This window comes from Enterocloster bolteae (genome assembly GCF_002234575.2).
Lineage (GTDB): Bacteria > Bacillota > Clostridia > Lachnospirales > Lachnospiraceae > Enterocloster > Enterocloster bolteae.
This window is the reverse complement of the sequence record NZ_CP022464.2, coordinates 4,444,719-4,468,007: the sequence shown is the minus strand read 5'-3', so window position 1 is coordinate 4,468,007 and position 23,289 is coordinate 4,444,719. Positions and strand designations below refer to the sequence as shown.

Below are 23,289 nucleotides of genomic sequence, written 5' to 3'. Positions count from 1 at the left end.
TGATTAGATTCCGATAAAACAAAAAAGAGGGAGGCAATTATGAAACATATTATGAAGAAGACAGTATACACAGCAGGCATCAGCGCGGCAGTGGCCGCTGCAGCCTTGGGGCTGGGCGGATGCGGGGCCGGGGCACAGATGCCGGACACGCTGAAGGTACAGAATGTAGGAGCGGCAGAGAATGTAATTACGGTGACCGGGCGCGAGGAGGTAAAGGTTGTGCCGGATATGGCGCAGATTGAATATGCCGTCTATACCAGAGAGGATACGGCTGCTGCCTGCCAGGAGAAGAATGCCAATGACCTGAACGCTGCAATTGAGACATTAAAGGGCCTGGGAGTGGAGGAAACTTCCATACAGACATCTTCTTATGGCCTGAGTCCTATCCGCAACTGGAATTCAGATAAACAGGAGATAACCGGATATGAGATGACTACCAGTTTGATGGTCTCTGACATACCGATTGACAATGCGGGAACCATCATCACAAAGTCAGTGGCTGCAGGAGTCAACGGTATTAATTCCGTCAGCTATTTTTCCAGCAGCTATGATGCCAGCTATCAGGAGGCGCTGAAGGGAGCCATGGCCGTGGCCCAGGCAAAAGCCCAGGCTCTGGCGGAGGCCAGCAATAAGACACTGGCCGGTGTGGTCCATGTGGAGGAATTCGGCTATCAGCCGGAGACCAGATATGCTTCCTATAATGCAGGCGGTTCTGCCAAGATGGCGGCTGCGGTTGCGGAAGATGCGGCTGCTTCTGTTATGCCCGGACAGGTCAGTGTGGAAGCCCAGGTAACGGTTTCCTATGAGCTGAATGATTAGATTAAATGAAACTTACCCAATGGAAAACAAGTGAATAACGCCGTGTGTATACCCCGGAAACAGTATCAAATAACAGCATATGGTACTGTTTCCGGGGATATTTGTCATTGATATTTAAGTATAAATATATTATTATTATTTTAGAGTCTAAAGAAGACAGGGGTACTATGAGATGACAACTGCAGATGGCAGAGGAAAAAGCCGCAGGGACACGCTGCTTCCTATCATACTATGCTTATGTTTTATTGGCAGCAGTATTATTTTTCTTGTACAAATGATTTTGAAAAGCCAGAAAGAGAACGTGGCATACCTGTATGATGCTGCGAATCAGACAAGGACATCCATTTTGAAACAGATTGAGGGAGACTGGCAGACGCTGGAGGGGCTGGCTGTTAGCCTCAGAGAGCTGGTTATTCTGGATGAGAACCAGATCCTGACCATATTGAATGATATAAATGAGGAAAATGCCTTTATCCGTATGGGTTACGCGGATATTAACGGTAATGCCCGTATGGTGGATATGGAAGGCAATGTGGAAGAGGTTAATCTGAAAGGGATGGACTTTTTTGAACGGGCTTTACAGGGTGAAAAAAGCATATCCAACACATTTGCAGACCAACAGGATGCCAGCGGATATATAAACTATTTTGGCGTCAGAATCAATGACGAAAGCGGCAATGCCAGGGGCGTTCTCTGTGCGGTTCACTCGGCTGTCGTACTGAGGGAAATCATTGACGCACCGGTTCTTAAAGGAGCCGGTTACTCCAATATTCTGGATGCAAACGGCAATTATGTGCTTAAGACCATCAAGACATTTGAGGGTGACATTCTTCCTGATAACAAGGAGAAGATTGCAGAGGTCATAAGAGACACCGGCAGGGGGGATTTCATACTTACGGACAGGCAGGGAGTCAGGCAGATGCTGGTTATCCTTCCCATCATCGAGGGTCAATGGTATCAGGCGAGTATGGTTCCTGTGGATGTGCTGCGTTCCAGCTACATCCAGACAGCATGGGGGATCATGATTATCATTGTGGTTGCCTGCAGCCTGTTTATATGGCTGATGAGCAGACAGCGGAAGATGGCTGTGAATAATCAGAAGATGCTGATGGAACTGGCTTACAGTGATTCTCTTACAGGCCTGCGTAATTTTGCGGGCTTTAAACGTGAAGTGGAGATATTTCTTAACCGTCCTGAGATCTCCCGTTCTGAGCTTACCTCCTATGTGCTCTGGTATGGTGATTTAAGGAATTTTAAGCTGATTAATGATGTTCTGGGGTACGAGGAAGGCGACAGGCTTCTCAGGCTGGTGGCAGAGTTTCTGAGGACAGTGGAAGGACCTGGCTGTATCAGCTGCCGCATAGCGGCTGACAATTTTGCCGGTATAACCCGGTGTGAGGACACACAGGTGCTGGACAGCGGTCTGTGCCAGCTTAAGGAGTATATGAGGAATTCGGGCATGGATGAACAGCCATTCATGGAGATTCCTGTAGGCGTCTACCGGTTCCGGGCCGGTGACGGGAAGCAGTCTCTGGATGTGCTGGTGAATTATGCCAACATGGCCCATAAGATTGCAAAGGAAAGACCGGGAAGCTCCTATGTGTTCTATGACGACAGCCTCCGCAGGCGCATGCTGGAGGATACCGTCCTGGAGTCTGAGGCAGAGGCAGCCATGGAAGAGGAGGAGTTTAAGCTCTATATGCAGCCCAAGATAGATATTCAGAACGGTAATCAGATTACCGGGGCAGAGGTGCTGGCCCGGTGGCTCAGTCCAAGAAGGGGGCTGATACTGCCGGGGAATTTCATCCCATTATTTGAGAAAAGCGAGCTGATTGTGAAATTGGACCGCTATATGTTTGAGCATGCATGCCGTTGGTACAGGAGTCACCTGGAACAGGGCGGGAGGCCGGTGAGCCTGGCGGTCAATGTTTCCAAGGCAGGCCTGTTCCAGAATGATTTTGTAGATTACTATACGGATATCAAGGCTAAATATTCCATACCGGACCGCGTTATGGAGCTGGAGTTTACGGAAAGCATACTGGCTGCTGACACGGAGTTATTTGCGGAGCTGGTGGTCAATCTCAATGCGCGTGGGTTTATCTGTTCCCTGGATGATTTTGGCTCGGGTTATAGTTCCCTTAACCTGTTAAAGAACCTGCCCATTGATGTGCTGAAACTGGATATCCTGTTCTTCCAGAAGAGCCGGGACATCAGGCGCGAGCGCATTGTTGTGTCCAACGTCATTAATATGGCCAAGGAGCTGGATATAAAGACCATTGCCGAGGGCGTGGAGGATATGGACACCGTGGAATTTTTAAGAAAAGCAGGCTGTAATGTAATCCAGGGATATGTTTTTGCAAAGCCCATGCCCCAGGAGGATTTTGAACATCTGCTGACGGATAATCAGGATGGTTCTTTTGAAGGTTGTTAAGCCGTATGGTTTATCCAAAGCATAACTGAAAAACGGACTGCCCGGGAGCGATATGCTCAGGGACAGTCCGTTTTTCAGTTATACCATTACAATAATAGGATTAATTCTTTTTAACTTTTCCAGTATCCTTCGGAAGGGTGACATTCAGCAGGATAGCCACCAGGGTTGCGATGACAACCGGGGATTTTCCGAAGATTGTGGTAACCCATGTCGGGAATGCGGACAGGGAGGCGGATGCCTGTGACACGCCCATTCCCAGGGCAGCTGCAAGACCTACGATAGAGGTGTTGCGGTAGTTCATATCTTCCGTCATGACCAGTTTCATACCGGTCATGGCAATGGAAGCGAATACAGATACAGTCGCACCGCCTAAGACCGCATAGGGAATGGTGGTCAGAAGGGCGGAGAATTTGGGAAACAGTCCGGCAACCAGTATAATCAGCGCGGAAAGCCCTAATGTCACGCGGTTAACAACCTTGGTGGTAGCCACGATACCTACGTTCTGGCTGTAGGTGGCGGTGGGCAGACATCCCAGGAAGGCTCCTATGATGTTTGAAAAGCCGTAGCCCAGAATAGCGCCGTGAAGCTCGTTTGTGGTGGGCTCGCGGTCCAGGCCTCCTGCCGTGGTGGCAGAGAAGTCGCCGATTGCCTGCACGGAGTTGATAACGAACAGCAGTCCCAGGGCCACACAGGCAGATGCCTCAAAGCTGATGCCGAAATGCATGACCTGAGGAAGCTGGAACATGCCGGATTCAGCCACATTTCCAAAGCTTACCATGCCAAAGAACATGGAGAAGATATAGCCTGCAATCATACCCATAAGAATGGATGCCAGTTTCAGGAATCCCTTGGCAAAATGGTTCAGCACAGTGACAACCACCAGAGTGAAGATGGCTACCACCCAGTTCTGCCATGCACCGTAGGTGGGCTGGCCCGCGCCGCCTGCCATGTAGTTGATGGCAGTTGGGTAGAGAGACAGACCAATGGTAAACACAACCGTGCCTGCAATCAGAGGCGGGAAGAACTTTCGTATCTTCTTGATGGTAAGGCCTACGATAATGGCGCACACGCCGCCTACAATCTGGGCTCCCAGTATGGCGGGAATGCCGGACTGTTCCGCGATGGCCTGCATGCTGGGAACGTAGGCAAAGCTTACGCCCAGGATAACAGGAAGGCCGGCACCCAGATGGAAACTGTTCTTATTGCCTATGGGGAAGAGCTGCAGCAGGGTGGCCAGGGCAGATACAACCAGGGAAGCCTGAATCAGCAAAACCCGGTCTGCCGTGTCAATGCCTGCTGCGCCGGAAATAATAATGGCCGGCGTCACACAGCCTACAATCATGGCTACTACATGCTGAAGGGCCAGGGGAATTGCCTGGCTCATTTTTGGCACACCATCCAAATCAAACAGGGATGCGTGCTGTTTCGCTGTATTGTCTGTATTCATTTTTTAATTGCCTCCTTTACGCTAAATGGATATGAGTACCGGTTTTTCCCTGGATACCGTCTTTTGCTTTTTCCAACAGCGTAATGAGGGCAGTGCGTCCTGGTTTTGATTCAGCAAATTTAACAGCAGCCTGAACTTTGGGAAGCATGGAACCGGGGGCAAAATGTCCCTCTTTGATAAACTGTCTTGCTTCTTCTGTGTCCAGGTCATCCAGCCACTTTTCTTCCGGCTTTCCGAAGTTAACAGCAACCTTTTCAACTGCAGTGAGAATAATCAGGAAATCAGCGTTCAGATTCTCTGCTAACAGTTCACTTGCGAAGTCCTTGTCGATTACAGCGCTTGCACCCTTTAAGTGGTTTCCCTGACGGGTAACCGGGATACCGCCGCCGCCGCAGGCGATTACCAGCTGGCCTGAGTCTACCAGAGAGCGGATGGCGCCGATTTCAACGATTTCAGCAGGCTTTGGAGATGCCACCACGCGGCGGTAGCCACGTCCGGAATCCTCCTTCATGATGTATCCGTACTTTTCTTCTGCAATCTTAGCCTGTTCTTCGGTCATGAAGTGGCCGATTGGCTTGGAAGGAGCTTCAAAGGCAGGGTCGTCTGCATCTACACGGACCTGTGTAATCATGGTTGCAACCGGAATATCATACATTTCACGGTTATAGAGTTCCTCTCTTAAGGCGTTCTGCAGGTCGTAGCCGATATAAGCCTGGCTCATGGCCACACAGACGGAGAGAGGGGTGTTGGGCTGTTTTGCGTCTTCGCGGCTCAGCGCAGCCATTGCATTGTTGATCATACCTACCTGAGGGCCGTTGCCATGGGCTACGATAACCTCGCAGCCTTCCTCGATGAGATCTACGATGGCTTTGGCTGTGATCTTGACAGCTTTCATCTGCTCAGGAAGGGTATTGCCCAGTGCATTGCCGCCCAGAGCGATGACAATACGTTTTTTCTTGTTTTCCATAGTGATTTTCCCCTTTATAGGGCGGGATATGAGGGTATCCCGCCGAGTTTTTGCATAATTTGAGACAAAAAGGGCTGCAGGACTCAGTCCGGCAGCCCTTACATTGTATTGCTTGGTAAGATGAATGATTTATTTGAATACTCTAGGAGTTCCTTTTTCTTCCAGCTTCTTTAAAACCTCAGCCGGGTCAGCGAACTTAGCCAGCATAATCATGGCAGCGATTACGTATGGCTTGTAGCTTGCTTCTTTGTACAGAGGATCACGGTAGCGGTCAAATACAGTTGCCTCAACCTCGCCGTCCTTGCAGCTTACATCGTTGATGTCAGCTGGTAAGCAGTGCAGGTACAGAGCTTTGCCGTCTTTGGTGGTCTTCATCAGTTCCTCAGTACAGCACCAGTCTTTGTGCTCTGCGTTCTGAGCCAGCAGTTCTTTCTCCAGAGTCTTGATGCCCTCGGAATCGCCTTCTGCGTACAGGTTGGTTCTCTTTTCCATAGCTGCAAATGGAGCCCAGCTCTTTGGATATACGATGTCAGCATCCTTGAATGCGTCAGCCATGTCATGGGATACACGGAAGGAACCGCCGGTCTTTTCTGCGTTCTTTCTGGCAACTTCCTCAACCTCAGGCATGATTTCGTAGCCTTCCGGATGAGCCAGAACAACTTCCATACCCATACGTGTCATCAGGCCAACAACGCCCTGAGGAACGGAGAGAGGCTTGCCGTAGGAAGGAGAGTAAGCCCATGTCATGGCTAACTTCTTGCCCTTTAAGTTCTCTACGCCGCCGAACTCATGGATGATGTGCAGCATATCAGCCATACACTGTGTCGGGTGGTCGATGTCGCACTGTAAGTTAACCAGGGTTGGCTTCTGCTCCAGGATGCCGTCTTTGTGGCCCTGTGTAACAGCGTCAACAACTTCGTGCATGTAAGCGTTGCCCTTGCCGATGTACATGTCATCGCGGATACCGATAACGTCAGCCATGAAGGAAATCATGTTAGCTGTCTCACGAACTGTCTCGCCGTGAGCAACCTGGCTCTTGCCTTCGTCCAAATCCTGAACTTCCAGACCTAACAGGTTGCAGGCAGAAGCAAAGGAGAAACGTGTACGGGTGGAATTGTCGCGGAATAAGGAGATGCCGAGGCCGCTCTCAAATACCTTTGTGGAAATGTTGTTCTCTCTCATGAAGCGGAGAGCGTCAGCAACGGTCCATACTGCTTCCAGTTCCTCGTCAGTTTTCTCCCAGGTCAGGAAGAAATCGTTCTCGTACATTTCCTTAAAGTTGAGGCTGTTTAACTTATCAATGTAATCCTGTAATGTTTTCATTTGATTGACTCCTTTATTATATTAATTTTTAATTTGGGTATCGTTGTTGGATGTTACAAAAATAAAAGGGATATCCGTTCTTTCATGAATGTAAGCGGGCCTGAGCCGTTCCGGCGGCCTTCAGCATAGACCGCCGAAACAAACAGGTCACTTAGGACTTCATGGAAAACGGTAAACGAATGAGCAGTGTGAAGGGCGTATGCCCTATGCTTCCCGGCTGCCCCTCAGGCCAGAAGAACGGCTCTGGGGCCAGCGGACCAAGACCGCGGTTTAACGGCAGCCGGGACAACACCCTGCGGACAATAAACGAAGGTAGTTAATTACTTGCAGTAAACACTGGGCAGAGCAGCGTAAACAGCTGCGCAGGTAACCAGATCCTGCTTCCATGTAATCTCATTGGGAGCATGGGCCTGAGCCTCAGCGCCAGGACCAAAACCGATACAAGGAATGCCGTTGCGTCCCATGATGGATACGCCGTTGGTGGAGAAGGTCCACTTATCGGTAAGAGGACGTGCTTTTCTCATCTCTGCTGTTGCGTCCACACCGATACGCTCGTCGCCGAACAGATTCTTATAAGCTTCTTCCAGGGACTTGGTAACCTTGTGGTCCTCCGGGATAACCCAGGTTGGGAAGTAGCACTCGATTGGATATGTAAGGCCCTTATAGGAAGGACGGGAATACTCATACATGGATACGGTAACATCATCGCCGTACTTTTTAACTGCAGGAAGAGCACGAATCTCGTCTAAGCAGCTCTCCCATGTCTCGCCTGCCGTCATACGGCGGTCAAGGGATACGGAACAGGAATCAGCAACTGCGCAGCGGCTTGGAGATGTGAAGAAAATCTCGGAAACAGTAACAGTGCCGCGGCCTAAGAAGTTGGCTTCCTTATACTCAGGATTGTACTTCTCATCCAGCATCTTCACAAGGCCCTTAACTTCCTTGTCATCAGCAGCGTCGTTTTCATTCAGAGCACGTACATCCTGAAGGATGTCAGCCATCTTATAGATAGCGTTGTCGCCGCGCTCAGGAGCGGAACCATGGCAGGAAACGCCCTTAACGTCAACGCGGATTTCCATACGGCCTCTCTGGCCGCGGTAGATGCCGCCGTCGGTGGGCTCTGTGGATACTACGAAATCAGGACGAACCTTGTCTTCGTTGATGATGTACTGCCAGCACAGACCGTCGCAGTCCTCTTCCTGAACCGTACCGGTTACCAGAACCGTATATTTGTCGCTTAACATTCCTAAATCCTTCATGATTTTAGCGCCGTATACAGCAGATACGATACCGCCACACTGGTCGGACACGCCGCGTCCGCCAATCTCGGTGTCATTCTCATAGCCCTCATAAGGATCGAAGTTCCAGTTGTTCTTGTTGCCGATGCCCACTGTGTCGATGTGTGCGTCAAAGCCGATGAGGGTCTCGCCGGTTCCCATATATCCCAGAACATTGCCCATGGGGTCGATGTCTACCTTGTCAAATCCCAGCTTTGTCATCTCTTCAGCGATACGGTCGATGTGAGCCTTCTCATCACAGCTCTCGCCCGGGAATTTAACGATGTCGCGTAAGAACTTGGTCATGTCTTTTTCATAGTTCTTTGCTGCTTCTTTGATTTTTGCGTAATCCAGATTCATTTCTTCATTTCCTCCATTATACATTGATATTTGTTTTGGGTGTGATATAGGTGATTGTTATTTATCCAGACCTTTCCATACAATGTTCTTGTAACGGTCAGGGTCAGTGTCGCCTTCAGTGGAGAAGAGCAGTACTCTGGAATTCTCATCCAGGCCAATGTCTTTTCTCAGGTCAGCGTATTCATCCATGGACATAACGGCTGCCAGTGCGCCGAATGGAGCTGCGCCGGATTCTCCGGAGGTAACAGGCGCGTCGCCCTTGATAGGAGCGCCCAGCATACGCATACCGGTTGCGGCTACCCAGTCAGGGGCAGCGATGAATACTTTGACATGGTTCTTTAAGATATCCCATGAAATGGTGTTGGGCTCGCCGCAGGCAAGGCCGGCCATGATGGTTTCCATGTCGCCGTCCACGATACGGATTTGTCCGTCGCCGGCAGCAGCGCCTTTGTACAGGCAGGCGGCTGCCTCAGCTTCCACAACTACGAAAACAGGAGGATTATCAGCATACAGATTGGAGAAGTAGCCTACCACAGCGCCTGCCAGCGAACCAACGCCTGCCTGGACAAAGATGTGGGTCGGGCGCTCGCAGCCGTATTCCTTTAACTGCTCGCCGGCCTCCATGGCCATGGTTCCGTAACCCTGCATAATCCAGGATGGAATCTCCTCGTATCCGTCCCAGGCGGTATCCTGTACCATGACGCCTCTTGGGGTTTCGTCGGCTTCCTTGGCCGCAAGACGTACGCAGTCATCGTAATTCATCTCCTGGATGTCTACGGCAGCGCCTTCCTTGGCAATGTTCTCCAGACGTGTCTGGGTGGAACCCTTAGGCATATGTACCACTGCCTTCTGTCCAAGACGGTTGGCGGCCCATGCAACGCCGCGTCCGTGGTTGCCGTCTGTGGCGGTGAAGAAGGTAGCCTGGCCAAATTCTTCTCTTAACTGGTCAGAAGTGAGGACTGAGTAGGGAAGTTCGGATACGTCCCTGCCGGTTTCCTTGGCAATGTAGCGGGCCATGGAGAAGGAACCTCCCAGAACCTTGAATGCATTGAGGCCAAAACGGTAGGACTCATCTTTTAAGTAGATTTCCTTTACTCCCAGATAAGCTGCCATGTGGTCCAGCTTGGTGAGTGGTGTTTTGGTGTACTGGGGGAAGCTTTCGTGGAATGTCCTCGCCTTTGCAATCTCCTCCAGTCCCATAATCGGCAGGTTCTTGTCATCTGTCTTAGGCATTTGATTGACCGCCCATAGAATCTTCTGATCCATGTTACATAATCCTCCTTAATTATCATCACGCTTTTTTATCTTCCGACTTGCGGCTGTTTACATCAATGTAGCTGTACAAAGTAAATTTGGAGATTCCGAAGTACTTGGAAACCTTGTCCCCTGATTTTGTTATAAGGAAGGCGCCTGCATCGTTCAGGAACTGGATGGCAGTGACTTTCTCCTCCTTGTTCATCAAGGCGGCCGGCTTGCCGATAAGGGCTACCGACTGTTCAATCAGGGTATCTAACAGGTCGTTGACGTTGTGGACAATCTGTTCGGGCTGCTGCTTCACGTCCGCTTGGGGTTCGGTGTCGATGAGAGCTTTAATGGAACGGTCCACAGTCATCAGGCCTGTTATGTCGTAATTAATGGAGAGAAGATAGTCAATGGAATCTCCTTCCTCATTACGGATGTAGATGGTGCTGGACTTCAGTATCTTGCCGTTGGATGTACGGGTCAGGTATCCAAGATGGTCTTTTAAAGAAGCCGGATCCTTGTGAAGGGTTTCCAGGACTACTTTTGAAGGTCCGTCCCCCTCCTGGCGGTTTGTCACATGACCGTTGTTGATGTGCACGATGGAATGTTCCAGGTCGTGCTTTTCAAGGTCGTGTATGACAATTTCACAGTCAGGTCCGAACTGTCTCGCAAGGCCATCAGCAAGCTGTTTCAGTAAATCTAGTGTGTATGACATGGCTTAACCTCCTTTTCCTCGGACTCTTCAAATCTGGTGACTTTGTACAATAAACATTTCGCAAAGTTGTGATGCGTTGTTTATGATTCCATCATAGCACAAAAAAAAGGAATTGCAAGAGGTTTTTACAAAAAAATTTTGAATATCTAAAAATTTTTGCATTTTCTGCTTGCAAATGGATTTGTATGGTGTTAGTATAGGGGTACAGGAAGTCCTGTTCTATCTTATTAAAGTTTATGAAATCCCGATGGTGTTTAGGACAGATTTAAAGAGCAGGTACATAAAATAATAAAAAGCAAAGGAGAGAGGTTATGTTAGTGATTGGGAACGGTCGTCTGGTTACCAGAGACCCAGAACAGCCATTTTTTGAAAATGGGGCAGTGGCAATGGACGGTACCGCAATAAAGAAGGTGGGCACACTGGAGGAGATTAAGAAGGAGTTCCCTGATGCCGAATATGTGGACGCAAAGGGGGGCGTCATCATGCCGGCCTTCATCAACACCCATGAGCATATCTACAGTGCCATGGCAAGAGGTCTTTCCATTAAAGGATATGACCCCAAGGGTTTTCTGGATATTCTGGACGGCATGTGGTGGACCATTGACCGCCACCTGACCAATGAACAGACCCGCCAGAGCGCCAGGGCCACTTATCTGGATTCCATTAAGAACGGAGTCACCACCGTATTTGACCACCATGCCAGCTTCGGGGAGATAAAGGATTCCCTGTTTGCCATTGAGGACGCCGCTAAGGAGATGGGCGTCAGGACCTGTCTGTGCTATGAAATTTCCGACAGGGACGGCATGGATAAGGCAAGGGCGGCTGTTATGGAAAACGCGTCCTGGATCAAACACGCCCTGGCGGATGACACGGACATGATTGCAGGTATGATGGGAATGCACGCCCAGTTCACCATCTCAGATGAGACCATGGAGCTGGCGGCAGCCAACAAGCCGGCTGAGGTGGGATACCACATCCATGTGGCAGAGGGCATCGAGGATCTCCACGACTGTCTTAAGAAGTACGGAAAGAGAATTGTGGACCGTCTGATGGACTGCAATATCCTTGGGGAAAAGACCCTGCTGGCCCACTGCATTTACGTAAATCCTCATGAGATGCAGCTGATCAAGGATACGGATACCATGGTGGTACATAACCCTGAGTCCAACATGGGCAATGCCTGCGGATGCCCGCCTACCATGGAGATCGTGCACAGAGGCATTCTCACTGGCCTGGGAACAGACGGTTACACCCATGATATGACAGAATCCTTCAAGGTAGCCAATGTTCTTCACAAACATCACCTCTGCGACGCCAATGCGGCCTGGGGCGAGGTACCCCAGATGCTCTTTGAGGGTAATGCAAAGATTGCCAACCGCTATTTCAAGAAGCAGCTGGGCGTACTGAAGGAAGGCGCTGCCGCTGACGTGATTGTCACTGACTATATCCCGCTGACTCCAATGGACGCGTCCAATGTAAACGGACACATCCTGTTCGGCATGACGGGAAGAAGCGTGGTGACCACGGTATGCAACGGCAAGGTTCTGATGAAGAACAGGGAGCTTGTGGGACTGGATGAGGAGAAGATCCTTTATGAGGTAAGGGAAGAGGCAAAGAAGCTGGCCCATTCCATCAACGGTTAATTGCCGGGGCAGCAGCCGGCATCCATAGGAAACGCCTTCCAGGGATGGCTGGTCTTTCCTATATATAAACAACGCATACGCAATGTATAATTTATAAGTGATATCCGATTGCAGGGCGGCGGGAAAGCAGCACCCCGGGACGACAATGTCTTCCGGGCGGCTGAGCCGGATGGAGGACCCGGGGACAATGTCCCCGGTATCCGGTGCTGGGACCTGGTCTGGTTATAAAGGAGGATAAGAATAATATGAGCGACATTATGACCCCGATTCCATTTGGAAAACTGATGAACTGGATCCTTGAAGAGAACAAGAAGGGCGCTGTATTTGGCATCAAGAGACCATTCATTGCAGACCCGGACAAAACCTATGAGATTTTTGGCCGTAAGCTGGAGACTCCCTTCGGACCCGCAGCAGGACCCCATACCCAGCTGACCCAGAATATCGTGGCTTCCTACGTGGCAGGTAGCCGTTTCTTCGAGCTTAAGACCGTACAGAAGCTGGACGGCGAGGACCTTCCCGTATCCAAGCCGTGTATCAAGGCTGACGACGAGTGCTATAACTGCGAGTGGTCCACAGAGCTCTATGTGCCCCAGGCATTTGACGAGTATGTAAAGGCCTGGTTTGCCTGCAAGGTGCTGGCCAGGGAATTTGGACTGGGCAGTCCTGAGGGCTTCCAGTTCAACATGTCCGTGGGATATGACCTGGACGGCATCAAGACAGAGAAAATTGACCGTTTTATTGAGGGCATGAAGGATGCTTCCGAGACCGCCATTTTCAAAGAGTGCAGGCAGTGGCTCCTTGACAATCTGGACCGGTTTGAGAAGGTGTCCAGGGAGGATGTGGAAGCCATATCTCCAAAGGTATGCAACTGCGCAACCCTTTCCACCCTTCACGGATGTCCTCCCCAGGAGATTGAGCGCATCGCCAGATACCTGATTGAGGAGAAGAGGGTACATACATTCATCAAATGCAACCCCACCCTGCTTGGATATGAGTACGCAAGGAAGATCATGGACGATATGGGATATGACTATGTTGCCTTTGGCGATTTCCATTTTAAGGATGATTTACAGTACTCAGACGCGGTTCCTATGCTCCAGAGGCTCCAGGCCCTGGCAGACGGGAAGGGACTGGAATTCGGCGTGAAGATTACCAATACGTTCCCTGTTGACGTAAAGCAGAACGAGCTTCCCAGCGAGGAAATGTATATGTCCGGAAAGTCCCTTTATCCCCTTTCCATGTCTGTTGCCGGGAAGCTGGCTGAGGACTTTGGCGGGAAGCTGCGCATTTCCTATTCCGGCGGCGCTGACTTCTTTAATATCGCGGATATCGTGGATGCAGGCATCTGGCCGGTAACCATGGCCACTACCATGTTAAAGCCGGGCGGTTATGAGAGACTGGAGCAGATTGGACAGTTATTTGCAGCCAAGGAAGCTGCTGCCTTTGAGGGCGTGGATGCTGCCAGGGTAACCGGACTGGTGGAGGCTGTGAAATCCGACAAGCACCATGTAAAGGCGGTAAAGCCCCTTCCTTCCAGGAAAATCAACCGGCCGGTTCCGCTTACCGACTGTTTCATCGCCCCCTGTCAGGAAGGCTGTCCCATCCATCAGGATATCACCAGATACCTGCAGCTGGCAGGAGCAGGTGAGTTTGAGCAGGCTCTGGAGGTTATTCTCAATAAGAATCCGCTGCCCTTTATCACAGGTACCATCTGCGCCCACAACTGTATGAGCAAGTGTACCAGAAACTTCTACGAGTCCCCGGTGGATATCCGCAGGACCAAGCTGGAGGCCGCAGAGGGCGGATTTGAGGCGGTTATGGCTAAGCTCAAAGCGCCTGAGGTTTCCTCTGATAAGAAGGCGGCTGTGGTAGGCGGCGGCCCGGCCGGACTGGCGGCAGCTTATTTCCTGGCCAGGGGCGGGGTGAAGGTTACCCTGTTTGAGAAGGAAGAGAAGATGGGCGGCGTTGTCCGCAACGTGATTCCGGGATTCCGTATCAGCGGCAGTGCCATTGACAACGACGTGAAGCTGGTGGCAGCCATGGGCGTGGAGATGGTGAACGGTAAGGAAATCACCGATATAGAGGCCCTTAAGAAAGATTATGATTATGTTGTCCTGGCAGTGGGCGCGTCCGAGCAGGGCGTTCTTAAGCTGGAGGCAGGGGATACCATGAACGCACTGGATTTCCTGGCACGGTTTAAGGCAACAGAGGGCAAGGTGGAATTAGGTAAGAACGTGGTTGTGATCGGCGGAGGCAACACAGCCATGGATACGGCCAGGGCAGCCAAGAGAAACGCAGGCGTGGAGAAGGTTTCTCTGGTATACAGAAGAACCAGACGCTACATGCCTGCTGATGAGGAAGAACTGGTCATGGCTGTGGAGGACGGCGTGGAATTCGCTGAGCTCCTGGCTCCTGTTAAGCTGGAAAATGGAGTTCTGTACTGTAAGAAGATGGTGCTGGGAGATATGGACGCCAGCGGACGCCGGGGCGTGGTGGCGACAGATGAGACAGTGGAAGTGCCTGCCGACACCGTGATTGCCGCTGTAGGCGAGAAGGTTCCGGGGGCATTCTATGAGAGTTTCGGCATTGCCCTGGACAGCAGAAGACGTCCCCAGGTGAACCAGGAGACGCTGGAAACCTCTGTGAAGGGTGTCTATGTGGCCGGAGACGGCCTGTACGGTCCTGCCACGGTGGTGGAAGGAATCAGGGACGGCAAGATGGCTGCGGAGGCCATTATCGGAAAAGCCCTGGCAGAGGACCTGTTCAAGCTCTCTGACGCAGAGACCATCTACGGACGCAAGGGCAGGCTGTCAGAGGAAAATGACCATGTGGTTGACAGCGCCCGCTGCTTATCATGCAACAGCTACTGCGAAAACTGTGTTGAGGTATGCCCCAACAGAGCCAATATCTCTCTGGTTGTTCCGGGCATGGAGAAGCATCAGATCATCCACGTGGATTATATGTGCAACGAGTGCGGCAACTGTAAGAGCTTCTGTCCGTGGGACAGCGCTCCCTATCTTGACAAATTCACCCTGTTTGCCAACGAGGCTGACATGGAAAACAGCAAAAACCAGGGCTTCACGGTACTGGACGCTGCTGCCGGTGTGTGCAGGGTAAGGCTTCAGGGCAGGATCATGGATTACACGGTTGGTACCGTAAACGCAGATGTGCCGGACGGCATCCAGAATATCATCCGGACAGTCATCAACGACTATTCATATATGCTGTAGATAATGTGTGGTGACAGTTCACATCGGATTTCTGAACTGTTACAATGTGTGCGAATTGCCGTACAAAGGAGTCCTCAATGAAAATGTGGGGACTCCTTTGGCAAAGGCTTGTTAAAAAAGTAACGTTATTCTTTTGCAAGAATAATGAAAGGAGAAGAACAAAATGGCACAAAAGCGCAATAGAAAAGTAGCCGTGGTGCAATGCCTGGGGGGCTGTCACGCAGAGGCGGTTATTCCCCGTGGGGACCTGGCAGGGGATTGCAGCCAGGTCTTGGCAGAACATCCGGACGGCATATTGAAATGTAAATGGGGATGTCTGGGCATGGGCAGCTGCGTGGCTGCCTGTAAGTCGGATGCCATCCACATAAACAGTTTTGGAGCAGCGGAGGTGGACCGGGGCAAATGCGTGGGCTGCGGCCTGTGCGTGAAAGCCTGTCCTCTTGGTCTGATTCGCATTACCACACCAGAATACCCGGTTTATACGGCATGTATGAACCAGGACGGGGGAGCCCAGACAAGAAAGGATTGTTCAGTGGGCTGTATTGCCTGCGGTATCTGTGTAAAGAACTGTCCGGCGGATGCCGTCAGGATAGAGAATAACCACGCGGTAATAGATGAAGCAAAGTGTATCGCCTGCGGTATGTGTGCAGTCAAATGTCCAAGAGGAATTATACTGGATGCCGACGGCATTTTCACGGTAAAGGCGTAGAGGCAGGAGGCATAAAATGGGAGAGAACTTTTGTTTTACAGTAAATGGAGTGGAACGCTGCACCAGCGAGGATAAACCGCTGCTGCGCTATCTGAGGGACGACCTTCACCTTCATTCTGTCAAGGACGGGTGCAGCGAAGGCGCCTGCGGCACATGTACCATTGTGGTGGACGGCAAGGCGGTCAAGTCCTGCGTCCTGACCACCAGGCGGGCAGTGGGCAAAAACATCATTACCACGGAGGGATTAAGCGACGCGGAAAAGGAAGCCTTTGTGTATGCCTTCGGGGCAATGGGATCCGTGCAGTGCGGATTCTGTACGCCGGGCATGGTGATGGCCGGAAAGGCGCTGATTGACCGCGTTCCGGACCCCACTGAGGAGGAAATCAAGGTTGCGTTAAAGGGAAATATCTGCCGCTGTACAGGATATAAGAAAATTATCGAAGGCATCCAGCTGACGGCAGCCATTCTGAGGGGCGACGCCCGGATTGAGGAGTCACTGGAAAAGGGGGATGAGTACGGCGTCGGAAAGCGTGCCTTCCGCCTGGATGTGAGGGAAAAGGTGCTGGGCTACGGCGAGTACCCGGATGACGTGGAGATGGAGGGAATGGTATATGCTTCGGCTGTCCGCTCCCAGTATCCGCGGGCACGGGTTCTGGATATTGACTGCGGGAAGGCAGCGGCCCTTCCCGGCGTGCTGGCCGTGCTTACGGCCGAGGATGTCCCCAATAACAAGGTGGGCCATCTCCAGCAGGACTGGGACGTAATGATTGCAAAGGGAGATATCACCCGCTGTGTGGGCGACGCCATCTGTCTGGTGGTTGCCGAGTCCAGGGACATCCTTGAGAAGGCAAAGCGGATGGTGAAGATTGATTATGAGGAGCTGAAACCCGTGTGCTCCATTCAGGAAGCCATGGCAGAGGACGCGCCCAGGGTACATGAGAAGGGAAATCTGTGCCAGAGCCGCCACGTTACCCGTGGGGATGCAAAGAAGGCCCTGGAAAATTCCAGATACGTGGTGACCCAGACGTACCGTACGCCCTTTACCGAGCATGCTTTCCTGGAACCGGAATGCGCGGTGGCCTTTCCTTATAAGGACGGTGTGAAGGTATATTCCACAGACCAGGGCGTCTACGATACCAGGAAGGAAATATCCATCATGCTGGGCTGGGATCCGGACCGTGTGGTTGTGGAAAACAAGCTGGTAGGCGGCGGCTTCGGCGGTAAGGAGGACGTATCCGCACAGCACATAGCAGCCCTGGCAGCCCTTAAGGTGCAGAGGCCGGTAAAGGTGGTGTTTTCCAGACAGGAATCCTTAAGCTTCCATCCAAAGCGCCATGCCATGGAGGGGACATTTACCCTGGGATGCGACGAGAACGGTATATTTACAGGACTGGATTGTGAGATTTATTTTGATACAGGAGCCTATGCTTCCCTGTGCGGACCTGTGCTTGAGAGGGCGTGTACCCACTCCGTAGGGCCTTACTGCTACCAGAACACGGATATCCGCGGCTTCGGCTACTATACCAACAATCCGCCAGCAGGCGCGTTCCGCGGTTTCGGCGTGTGCCAGAGTGAATTTGCCCTGGAGTCCAACATCAATCTGCTGGCGGAGAAGGTGGGGATTTCCCCGTGGGAAATCCGCTACCGCAACGCCATTGAACCGGGCAAGGTACTTCCAAACGGGCAGATTGCGGACTGCTCCACAGCCCTTAAGGAAACTCTTCTGGCTGTAAAGGATGCCTATGAGAGCAATCCCGGCAGGGCCGGAATCGCCTGCGCCATGAAGAACGCGGGCGTGGGCGTGGGGCTTCCCGATAAAGGCCGGGCAAAGCTGGCGGTCCGCGACGGAAAGATTGAGCTGTACAGCGCTGCTTCCGATATCGGGCAGGGGTGTGCAACCGTATTCGTACAGATGGTTTCCGAGACAACGGGGCTTGGAAAGGAAATGGTCAGGAATATGGGGGCCAATTCCGAGGTGGCGCCTGATTCAGGAACCACATCAGGTTCCCGTCAGACCCTGATTACAGGCGAGGCTGTCAGGATGGCTGCGGCTGATTTGAATGAGGCATTGCAGGAAGCGGGAGGAGACTTAAGCCAGCTGGAAGGCCGTGAGTTCTTTGCGGAATTCTTTGACCCCACAGATAAGCTGGGAGCAGATGTACCCAATCCAAAGAGCCATGTGGCTTACGGATTTGCAACCCATGTGGTGGTGTTAGACGACGACGGCCGGGTAAAGGAAGTGTATGCTGCCCATGACTCCGGAAAGGTAGTAAATCCCATTTCCATACAGGGCCAGATTGAGGGCGGTGTTCTCATGGGACTGGGCTACGCCCTGACCGAGGACTTCCCCTTAAAGAACGGTGTTCCCCAGGCTAAATACGGCACCCTGGGACTCATGCGCTCCACCCAGATTCCGGATATCCATGCAATCTATGTGGAGAAGGAAGAACTGCTGTCCTTTGCCTACGGCGCAAAGGGGATTGGGGAAATTGCCACCATACCAACCGCTCCGGCGGCACAGGGAGCTTATTATGCAAAGGACCATGTGCTGAGGACAACGCTTCCCATGGATGACACGTACTATTCAAAGAAAAAGTAAAAATAACATTGGAAATGAACGGCGAAAGGCAGTCCACCTGCTTTTCGCTTGTTCCGCATAAGGAGATGACATCATGGACAACACCCTTGACAAGACAGGGCATGGAATGGAACATAAAAGGGCGGATAAGGCCGTTGAATTCCGGTTTGCCAAACCACAGGACATACCCTTGATTCTCAGGTTCATAAGGGAGCTGGCTGATTATGAGGGAATGCTTGACCAGGTGGTGGCTACAGAGGAGCTGCTGAACCAGTGGCTGTTTGAGAAGGAAAAGGCAGAGGTGATTCTGGGGATGAAGGACGGGGAGACAGTGGGTTTTGCTCTGTTCTTCCATAATTTCTCCACCTTCCTGGGAAGGGCCGGCATATATCTGGAGGACTTGTATGTGCGCCCGGAGTACCGGGGCCAGGGCTTCGGCACCGCCTTTTTGAACCGGCTGGCAGCCATTGCCGTGGAACGGGGGTGCGGACGCCTGGAGTGGTGGTGCCTGGACTGGAATAAGCCAAGCATTGACTTTTATCTGGGAATAGGCGCCCGTCCCATGAGTGACTGGACCGTGTACCGGATTGACGGGGAACGGCTGGAGGCCATGGCGGCTGATGCCCGCAGGTGACAGATGCCCATAGGCGGCAGATGGATGCAGGTGCCGGATGTCCGCAAGGCGACAGGAAAAAGGGAAGAAAGCCGGAACGTATCGTTAGATTGACAGAGAGAAACAGAACAGGAGAGTGATATATATGAAGAAGGTATTAAAAGGCGGAACCGTAGTTGGCGGAAGCGGCAGTGTCCGGGCAGATGTGCTCATTGACGGGGAAAAGGTGGCGGCAGTGGGAACCGGTGAGGAAATGGAGCGCCTGGCAGATGAGGATACCCAGATTGTGGATGTGGAAGGCTGCCTGCTCTTTCCGGGGTTCATCGACGCACACACCCATTTTGACCTCCATGTGGCGGGAACGGTTACTGCGGACGATTTTGCCACAGGAACCAGGGCGGCTGTTCGGGGCGGCACCACCACCATCGTGGACTTCGGGACCCAGTATGAAGGGGAGAGCCTGGCGGACGGCCTCAGGAACTGGCATGAGAAGGCGGACGGCAAGTGTTCCTGTGATTACGGATTCCACATGTCCATATCGGACTGGAACCCGTCGGTCAGCAGGGAACTTGACGACATGATGGAGGCCGGAATCACCTCCTTTAAGCTGTACATGACATACGATACCCAGGTGGACGACAAGACTATTTTTGAAATCCTGCGCAGGCTTAAGGAGGTGGGAGGAATCACCGGTGTTCACTGTGAGAACAGCGGTATGATAGCTGCTCTCCAGGCAGAGGCAAAGGCTGCCGGAAGAATGGGTGTGGAAAGCCACCCGGCCACCCGGCCGGCTGCCGCTGAGGCAGAGGCCATTGACAGGCTGCTCAGGCTGGCCGAGGTGGTGGATATCCCTGTGATTGTGGTGCATCTCACCTGCCGGGAGGGATACGACGTGATCATGGAAGCCAGGAGAAGGGGACAGAAGGTATATGCGGAAACATGCCCCCAGTATCTGCTCATGGATGACAGCCTGTACGGGCTTGCCGGCATGGAAGGGGCTAAGTATGTGTGCGCGCCGCCTCTGAGAAAGCAGGAGGACAGCGCATGCCTTTGGAAGGCTCTGGCGGACGGAACCATCCAGACCGTGTCAACGGACCACTGCAGCTTTACCACAGAGCAGAAGGCGCTGGGGAAGGATGACTTTACAAAGATTCCGGGAGGCATGCCCGGAGTTGAGACAAGGGGCACGCTGCTCTACACCTACGGCGTGGACGCGGGAAGAATTACAAAGGAAAAAATGTGCCAGCTTTTGTCGGAAAATCCCGCCAAGCTGTACGGAATGTATCCCACAAAGGGAGCCATTGCCCCGGGAAGCGACGCGGACATTGTTGTCATGCGCACCGGTGTGGAGGATATGGTTACGGCTGCGGACCAGGTACAGAATGTGGATTACGCTCCCTTTGAGGGAAGGAAGCTGACGGCACGCATAGAGAGCGTGTTCCTGCGCGGTACCCAGGTGGTGAAGGACCATCAGGTGGTGGTGGAGAAGGCCGGGAAGTTTGTGAAGCGCGGGAGATATGGGCTGTAATCAGCGGGGAATAACGGTGGAATAAAACCGGCTGGGAAGTTGGGAAAAGGGTGCAAATGCGGATCATTTATCTGCGTTTGCACCCTTTTTATGCACTTTTTTAGTGAGGGAGGTCATTTGCTCATCAGTATCTCGCGAAATCCCCTTGCCACAGGGGAAAGATTGGCGTCCCTGACCCATACCAGATATATTTTCTGGATAAGGGGGATACTGGTGGCGATGTGCAGTTCCGTAAATCCCAGGCTTTGGAATTGCTTATAAAAGGTATATGAGACAATAGAAATGCATTGGTTTGAAATCACCTCGTTAATCAGCCCATAGTCATTGTAAGCGGCTGTCAGGGTCTTGGGTCTGAATCCGGCGCCGTCGCATAATTCATAGAGCAGCCTGTTGGTACCGTTGGTACTCACGTTATAGACTGCAAATGGTTGGTTTTTCAGTTCGGCGGCCTCTACGGATTTTTTGTGCGCCAGGGGATGATTCCTGCTTATGACAAATTTGACGGGTTCCGTGTAAAGCAGGATTTTTTCCAGGCTGGTATATTCAGATTCATTGTCAAACTCTCCGCATAAACCAAAGGTGCTGTTATAGTTGGATACATCCTTGATGATAGCTGTTGTATATTTAAAGGTGATGTTTAGGCTGCAGTCTGGATAGGCAAGGTGAAACTGCGCGCTTTTCTTCGGCAAAAAGGTCGTATTAATGGAGCATAAGGCAGACAGGTCAACGGTATTCAGATCACTGTTGACCTGATGCTTTACGGCGGATATTCCATGGTTGATTTCTTCAAGGGAACGCCTTGCATAATCAAAAAAAATCGTTCCATATTTCGTAAGTTCAATATTCCGGCCCCGCTTCATGAACAAAGGTGCGCCGATTTCTTCCTCAATGCCAAGTATGGCCTTTGTAAGAGCAGGCTGTGTGATATGCAGATGTTCAGCGGCACGCGTGTAGTGCTGGTATTCAGCTGCTTTAAGAAAGTATTCCAGATGCTGGTAATTCATACGCCCTCCTATTTCCAAAAGTTATTAATTGGCAAAAAAAAGTAATTTGTAATAATTGCATAAATATGGTTGAATTATATTAAATAAATCAGTAAATATACTCGTTGACACTATAATTATAGATTGAATTATCAATATATTCAAGCAGGTGGGGGTGGATAAGGAAAAATATTAGGAATCACGGTTTGGTTAAGGCAGGTTTCAGACAACAATTTTATCAAAAGGAGGAACTAGAATGAAAAAAGTGATGAAGAAAGTGATTGCAGCCATGGTTTCAACCGCAGTGCTGCTGCCGCTGGCAGCCTGCGGAAACTCTGATACAGACAGTGCCGCCGCAACAACTGCCGCTGCCGCCACTACAGCAGGTGATTCCAAGGCATCAGAAGGTGGGGGTTCAGTGGGCGCGGACGGAGTGGACCACACACAGGGGGAGCCATTTAAAATCCGTTTTGCCACCAATGCATCAGCAGGGGATGTCGCCGGAGACGGAATCAGCCAGACTGGAAAGGGAATGATTTATTTCTGCAAACAGATTGAAGAGCGCAGCGGGGGCCGCATTACCACACAGATATTCACTGACGGCCAGCTGGCGTCCTCCACTCAGGAATATATTGGCGGTGCCCAAAATGGCGCGTATGAGATATTTATGCTGAACTGCGGTTCATGGGCTGATTATACCCCGGCCTACGCAGGCTTAAATATTCCTTATCTCTATATGGATTATGACGACGCATATGCGGTCCTGGATTCCGGGCTGCGCCAGGAGTGGGACCAGCGGGCCCAGGCCGATACACAGTGCATTCCTCTTGCCCACCTGGATATAGGGTTCCGCCAGCTTACGGCAAATAAGGAAATCCATTCCCCGGCTGATTTAAAAGGCGTCAAAATCCGCACTATGGTGGACCCGATTCAAATGAACTGCTGGGAAGCCTTTGGGGCCAGCGTGACGCCGGTGCCCTATGCGGAACTCTACACCGCTCTTCAGCAGAAACTGGTAGATGCCCAGGAGAATCCGCCCTCCAACATTGTTTCTTCCAAGATTTATGAGATGCAGAGCTACTGTATGAAGACGAACCATAATTTTACAACCACAATCATGGCTGCCAGTCCGGTATTCTGGAGTACGCTGTCGGAGGAGGACAAGGTATTTATCCAGGACCTTTGGAAGGAGACAGAGATGTATGTCCGTTCCCTGACCGAAGATTTATCTGATGGATTCTTCGACGAGATGCAGTCCAAGGGTACAACGGTGATTGAACTGACAACGGATGAACTCAAGGTATTCCAGGATGTGGCCAAGTCTGTGTGGCCCCAGGTAGAAGAACAGATGGGCTCAGAAGCTTACAATAAGCTGGTGGATTTTGTGCTGGATTACCAGGCAAAGAAATAAGCGGGGGGTAGAT

The 23,289-nt window shown here is 51.5% G+C and carries 16 protein-coding genes; 9 read left to right on the top strand and 7 right to left on the bottom strand.

Annotation, left to right across the window (positions count from 1 at the left end; all coding sequences use genetic code 11):
* Positions 1-39 precede the first annotated feature (39 nt).
* Positions 40-819 carry an SIMPL domain-containing protein gene (locus tag CGC65_RS20630; protein WP_002569614.1) on the top strand — a complete coding sequence of 260 codons (780 nt, stop codon included), beginning with the start codon at positions 40-42 and terminating at the stop codon, positions 817-819.
* A 172-nt stretch (positions 820-991) separates the two neighbouring features.
* Complete coding sequence (locus CGC65_RS20625; RefSeq protein ID WP_002569613.1) at positions 992-3,250, top strand: bifunctional diguanylate cyclase/phosphodiesterase; 2,259 nt, start codon at positions 992-994, stop codon at positions 3,248-3,250.
* Positions 3,251-3,350: 100 nt separating this feature from the next.
* On the opposite strand, the gene CGC65_RS20620 is transcribed toward CGC65_RS20625, so the two are convergent.
* From CGC65_RS20620 to CGC65_RS20595, 6 genes are all read right to left on the bottom strand, one after another.
* Positions 3,351-4,697 carry a uracil-xanthine permease family protein gene (locus CGC65_RS20620; RefSeq protein ID WP_002569612.1) on the bottom strand — a complete coding sequence of 449 codons (1,347 nt, stop codon included), beginning with the start codon at positions 4,695-4,697 and terminating at the stop codon, positions 3,351-3,353.
* 16 nt (positions 4,698-4,713) lie between these two features.
* Entirely contained in the window at positions 4,714-5,664 is a 951-nt protein-coding gene (arcC, locus tag CGC65_RS20615; RefSeq protein WP_002569611.1) for a carbamate kinase, read from the bottom strand.
* Between the two features lie 129 nt (positions 5,665-5,793).
* Entirely contained in the window at positions 5,794-6,987 is a 1,194-nt protein-coding gene (gene ygeW, locus CGC65_RS20610; RefSeq protein ID WP_002569610.1) for a knotted carbamoyltransferase YgeW, read from the bottom strand.
* Positions 6,988-7,307: 320 nt separating this feature from the next.
* A complete protein-coding gene (locus CGC65_RS20605) occupies positions 7,308-8,624 on the bottom strand; it encodes a YgeY family selenium metabolism-linked hydrolase (protein ID WP_002569609.1) in 1,317 nt (438 codons plus the stop codon).
* 57 nt (positions 8,625-8,681) lie between these two features.
* The gene (gene dpaL / locus CGC65_RS20600; protein WP_002569608.1) at positions 8,682-9,890 is read right to left on the bottom strand and encodes a diaminopropionate ammonia-lyase; all 1,209 of its coding nucleotides are present in this window, start codon (positions 9,888-9,890) and stop codon (positions 8,682-8,684) included.
* A gap of 25 nt (positions 9,891-9,915) precedes the next feature.
* Positions 9,916-10,581 (bottom strand): helix-turn-helix transcriptional regulator, encoded by a 666-nt coding sequence (locus CGC65_RS20595; RefSeq protein WP_002569607.1) that lies wholly within the window; start codon positions 10,579-10,581, stop codon positions 9,916-9,918.
* Between the two features lie 311 nt (positions 10,582-10,892).
* On the opposite strand from CGC65_RS20595, the gene ssnA reads away from it, so the two are divergent.
* The 6 genes from ssnA to hydA all read left to right on the top strand — a co-directional run bounded on the left by ssnA (position 10,893) and on the right by hydA (position 20,882).
* Positions 10,893-12,224, top strand: coding sequence for a putative aminohydrolase SsnA (gene ssnA / locus CGC65_RS20590; protein ID WP_002569606.1), 1,332 nt, complete (start codon positions 10,893-10,895; stop codon positions 12,222-12,224).
* Between the two features lie 245 nt (positions 12,225-12,469).
* Positions 12,470-15,454, top strand: a complete 2,985-nt coding sequence (gene ygfK, locus CGC65_RS20585; RefSeq protein WP_002569605.1) for a putative selenate reductase subunit YgfK — start codon at positions 12,470-12,472, stop codon at positions 15,452-15,454.
* 163 nt (positions 15,455-15,617) lie between these two features.
* Complete coding sequence (locus CGC65_RS20580; RefSeq protein ID WP_002569604.1) at positions 15,618-16,163, top strand: 4Fe-4S binding protein; 546 nt, start codon at positions 15,618-15,620, stop codon at positions 16,161-16,163.
* A 16-nt stretch (positions 16,164-16,179) separates the two neighbouring features.
* A complete protein-coding gene (gene xdh / locus CGC65_RS20575) occupies positions 16,180-18,762 on the top strand; it encodes a selenium-dependent xanthine dehydrogenase (protein WP_002569603.1) in 2,583 nt (860 codons plus the stop codon).
* A gap of 73 nt (positions 18,763-18,835) precedes the next feature.
* On the top strand, positions 18,836-19,375 hold the full coding sequence (locus CGC65_RS20570; RefSeq protein ID WP_002569602.1) for a GNAT family N-acetyltransferase: 540 nt from the start codon (positions 18,836-18,838) through the stop codon (positions 19,373-19,375).
* Positions 19,376-19,499: 124 nt separating this feature from the next.
* On the top strand, positions 19,500-20,882 hold the full coding sequence (gene hydA, locus CGC65_RS20565; RefSeq protein ID WP_002569601.1) for a dihydropyrimidinase: 1,383 nt from the start codon (positions 19,500-19,502) through the stop codon (positions 20,880-20,882).
* A 113-nt stretch (positions 20,883-20,995) separates the two neighbouring features.
* Here the strand turns inward: hydA and CGC65_RS20560 are convergent, their stop codons facing one another.
* A complete protein-coding gene (locus CGC65_RS20560) occupies positions 20,996-21,886 on the bottom strand; it encodes a LysR family transcriptional regulator (RefSeq protein ID WP_002569600.1) in 891 nt (296 codons plus the stop codon).
* 235 nt (positions 21,887-22,121) lie between these two features.
* Here CGC65_RS20560 and CGC65_RS20555 point away from each other — a divergent pair, with 235 nt between their 5' ends.
* Entirely contained in the window at positions 22,122-23,276 is a 1,155-nt protein-coding gene (locus CGC65_RS20555; RefSeq protein ID WP_002569599.1) for a TRAP transporter substrate-binding protein, read from the top strand.
* The last annotated feature ends 13 nt before the right edge of the window (positions 23,277-23,289 follow it).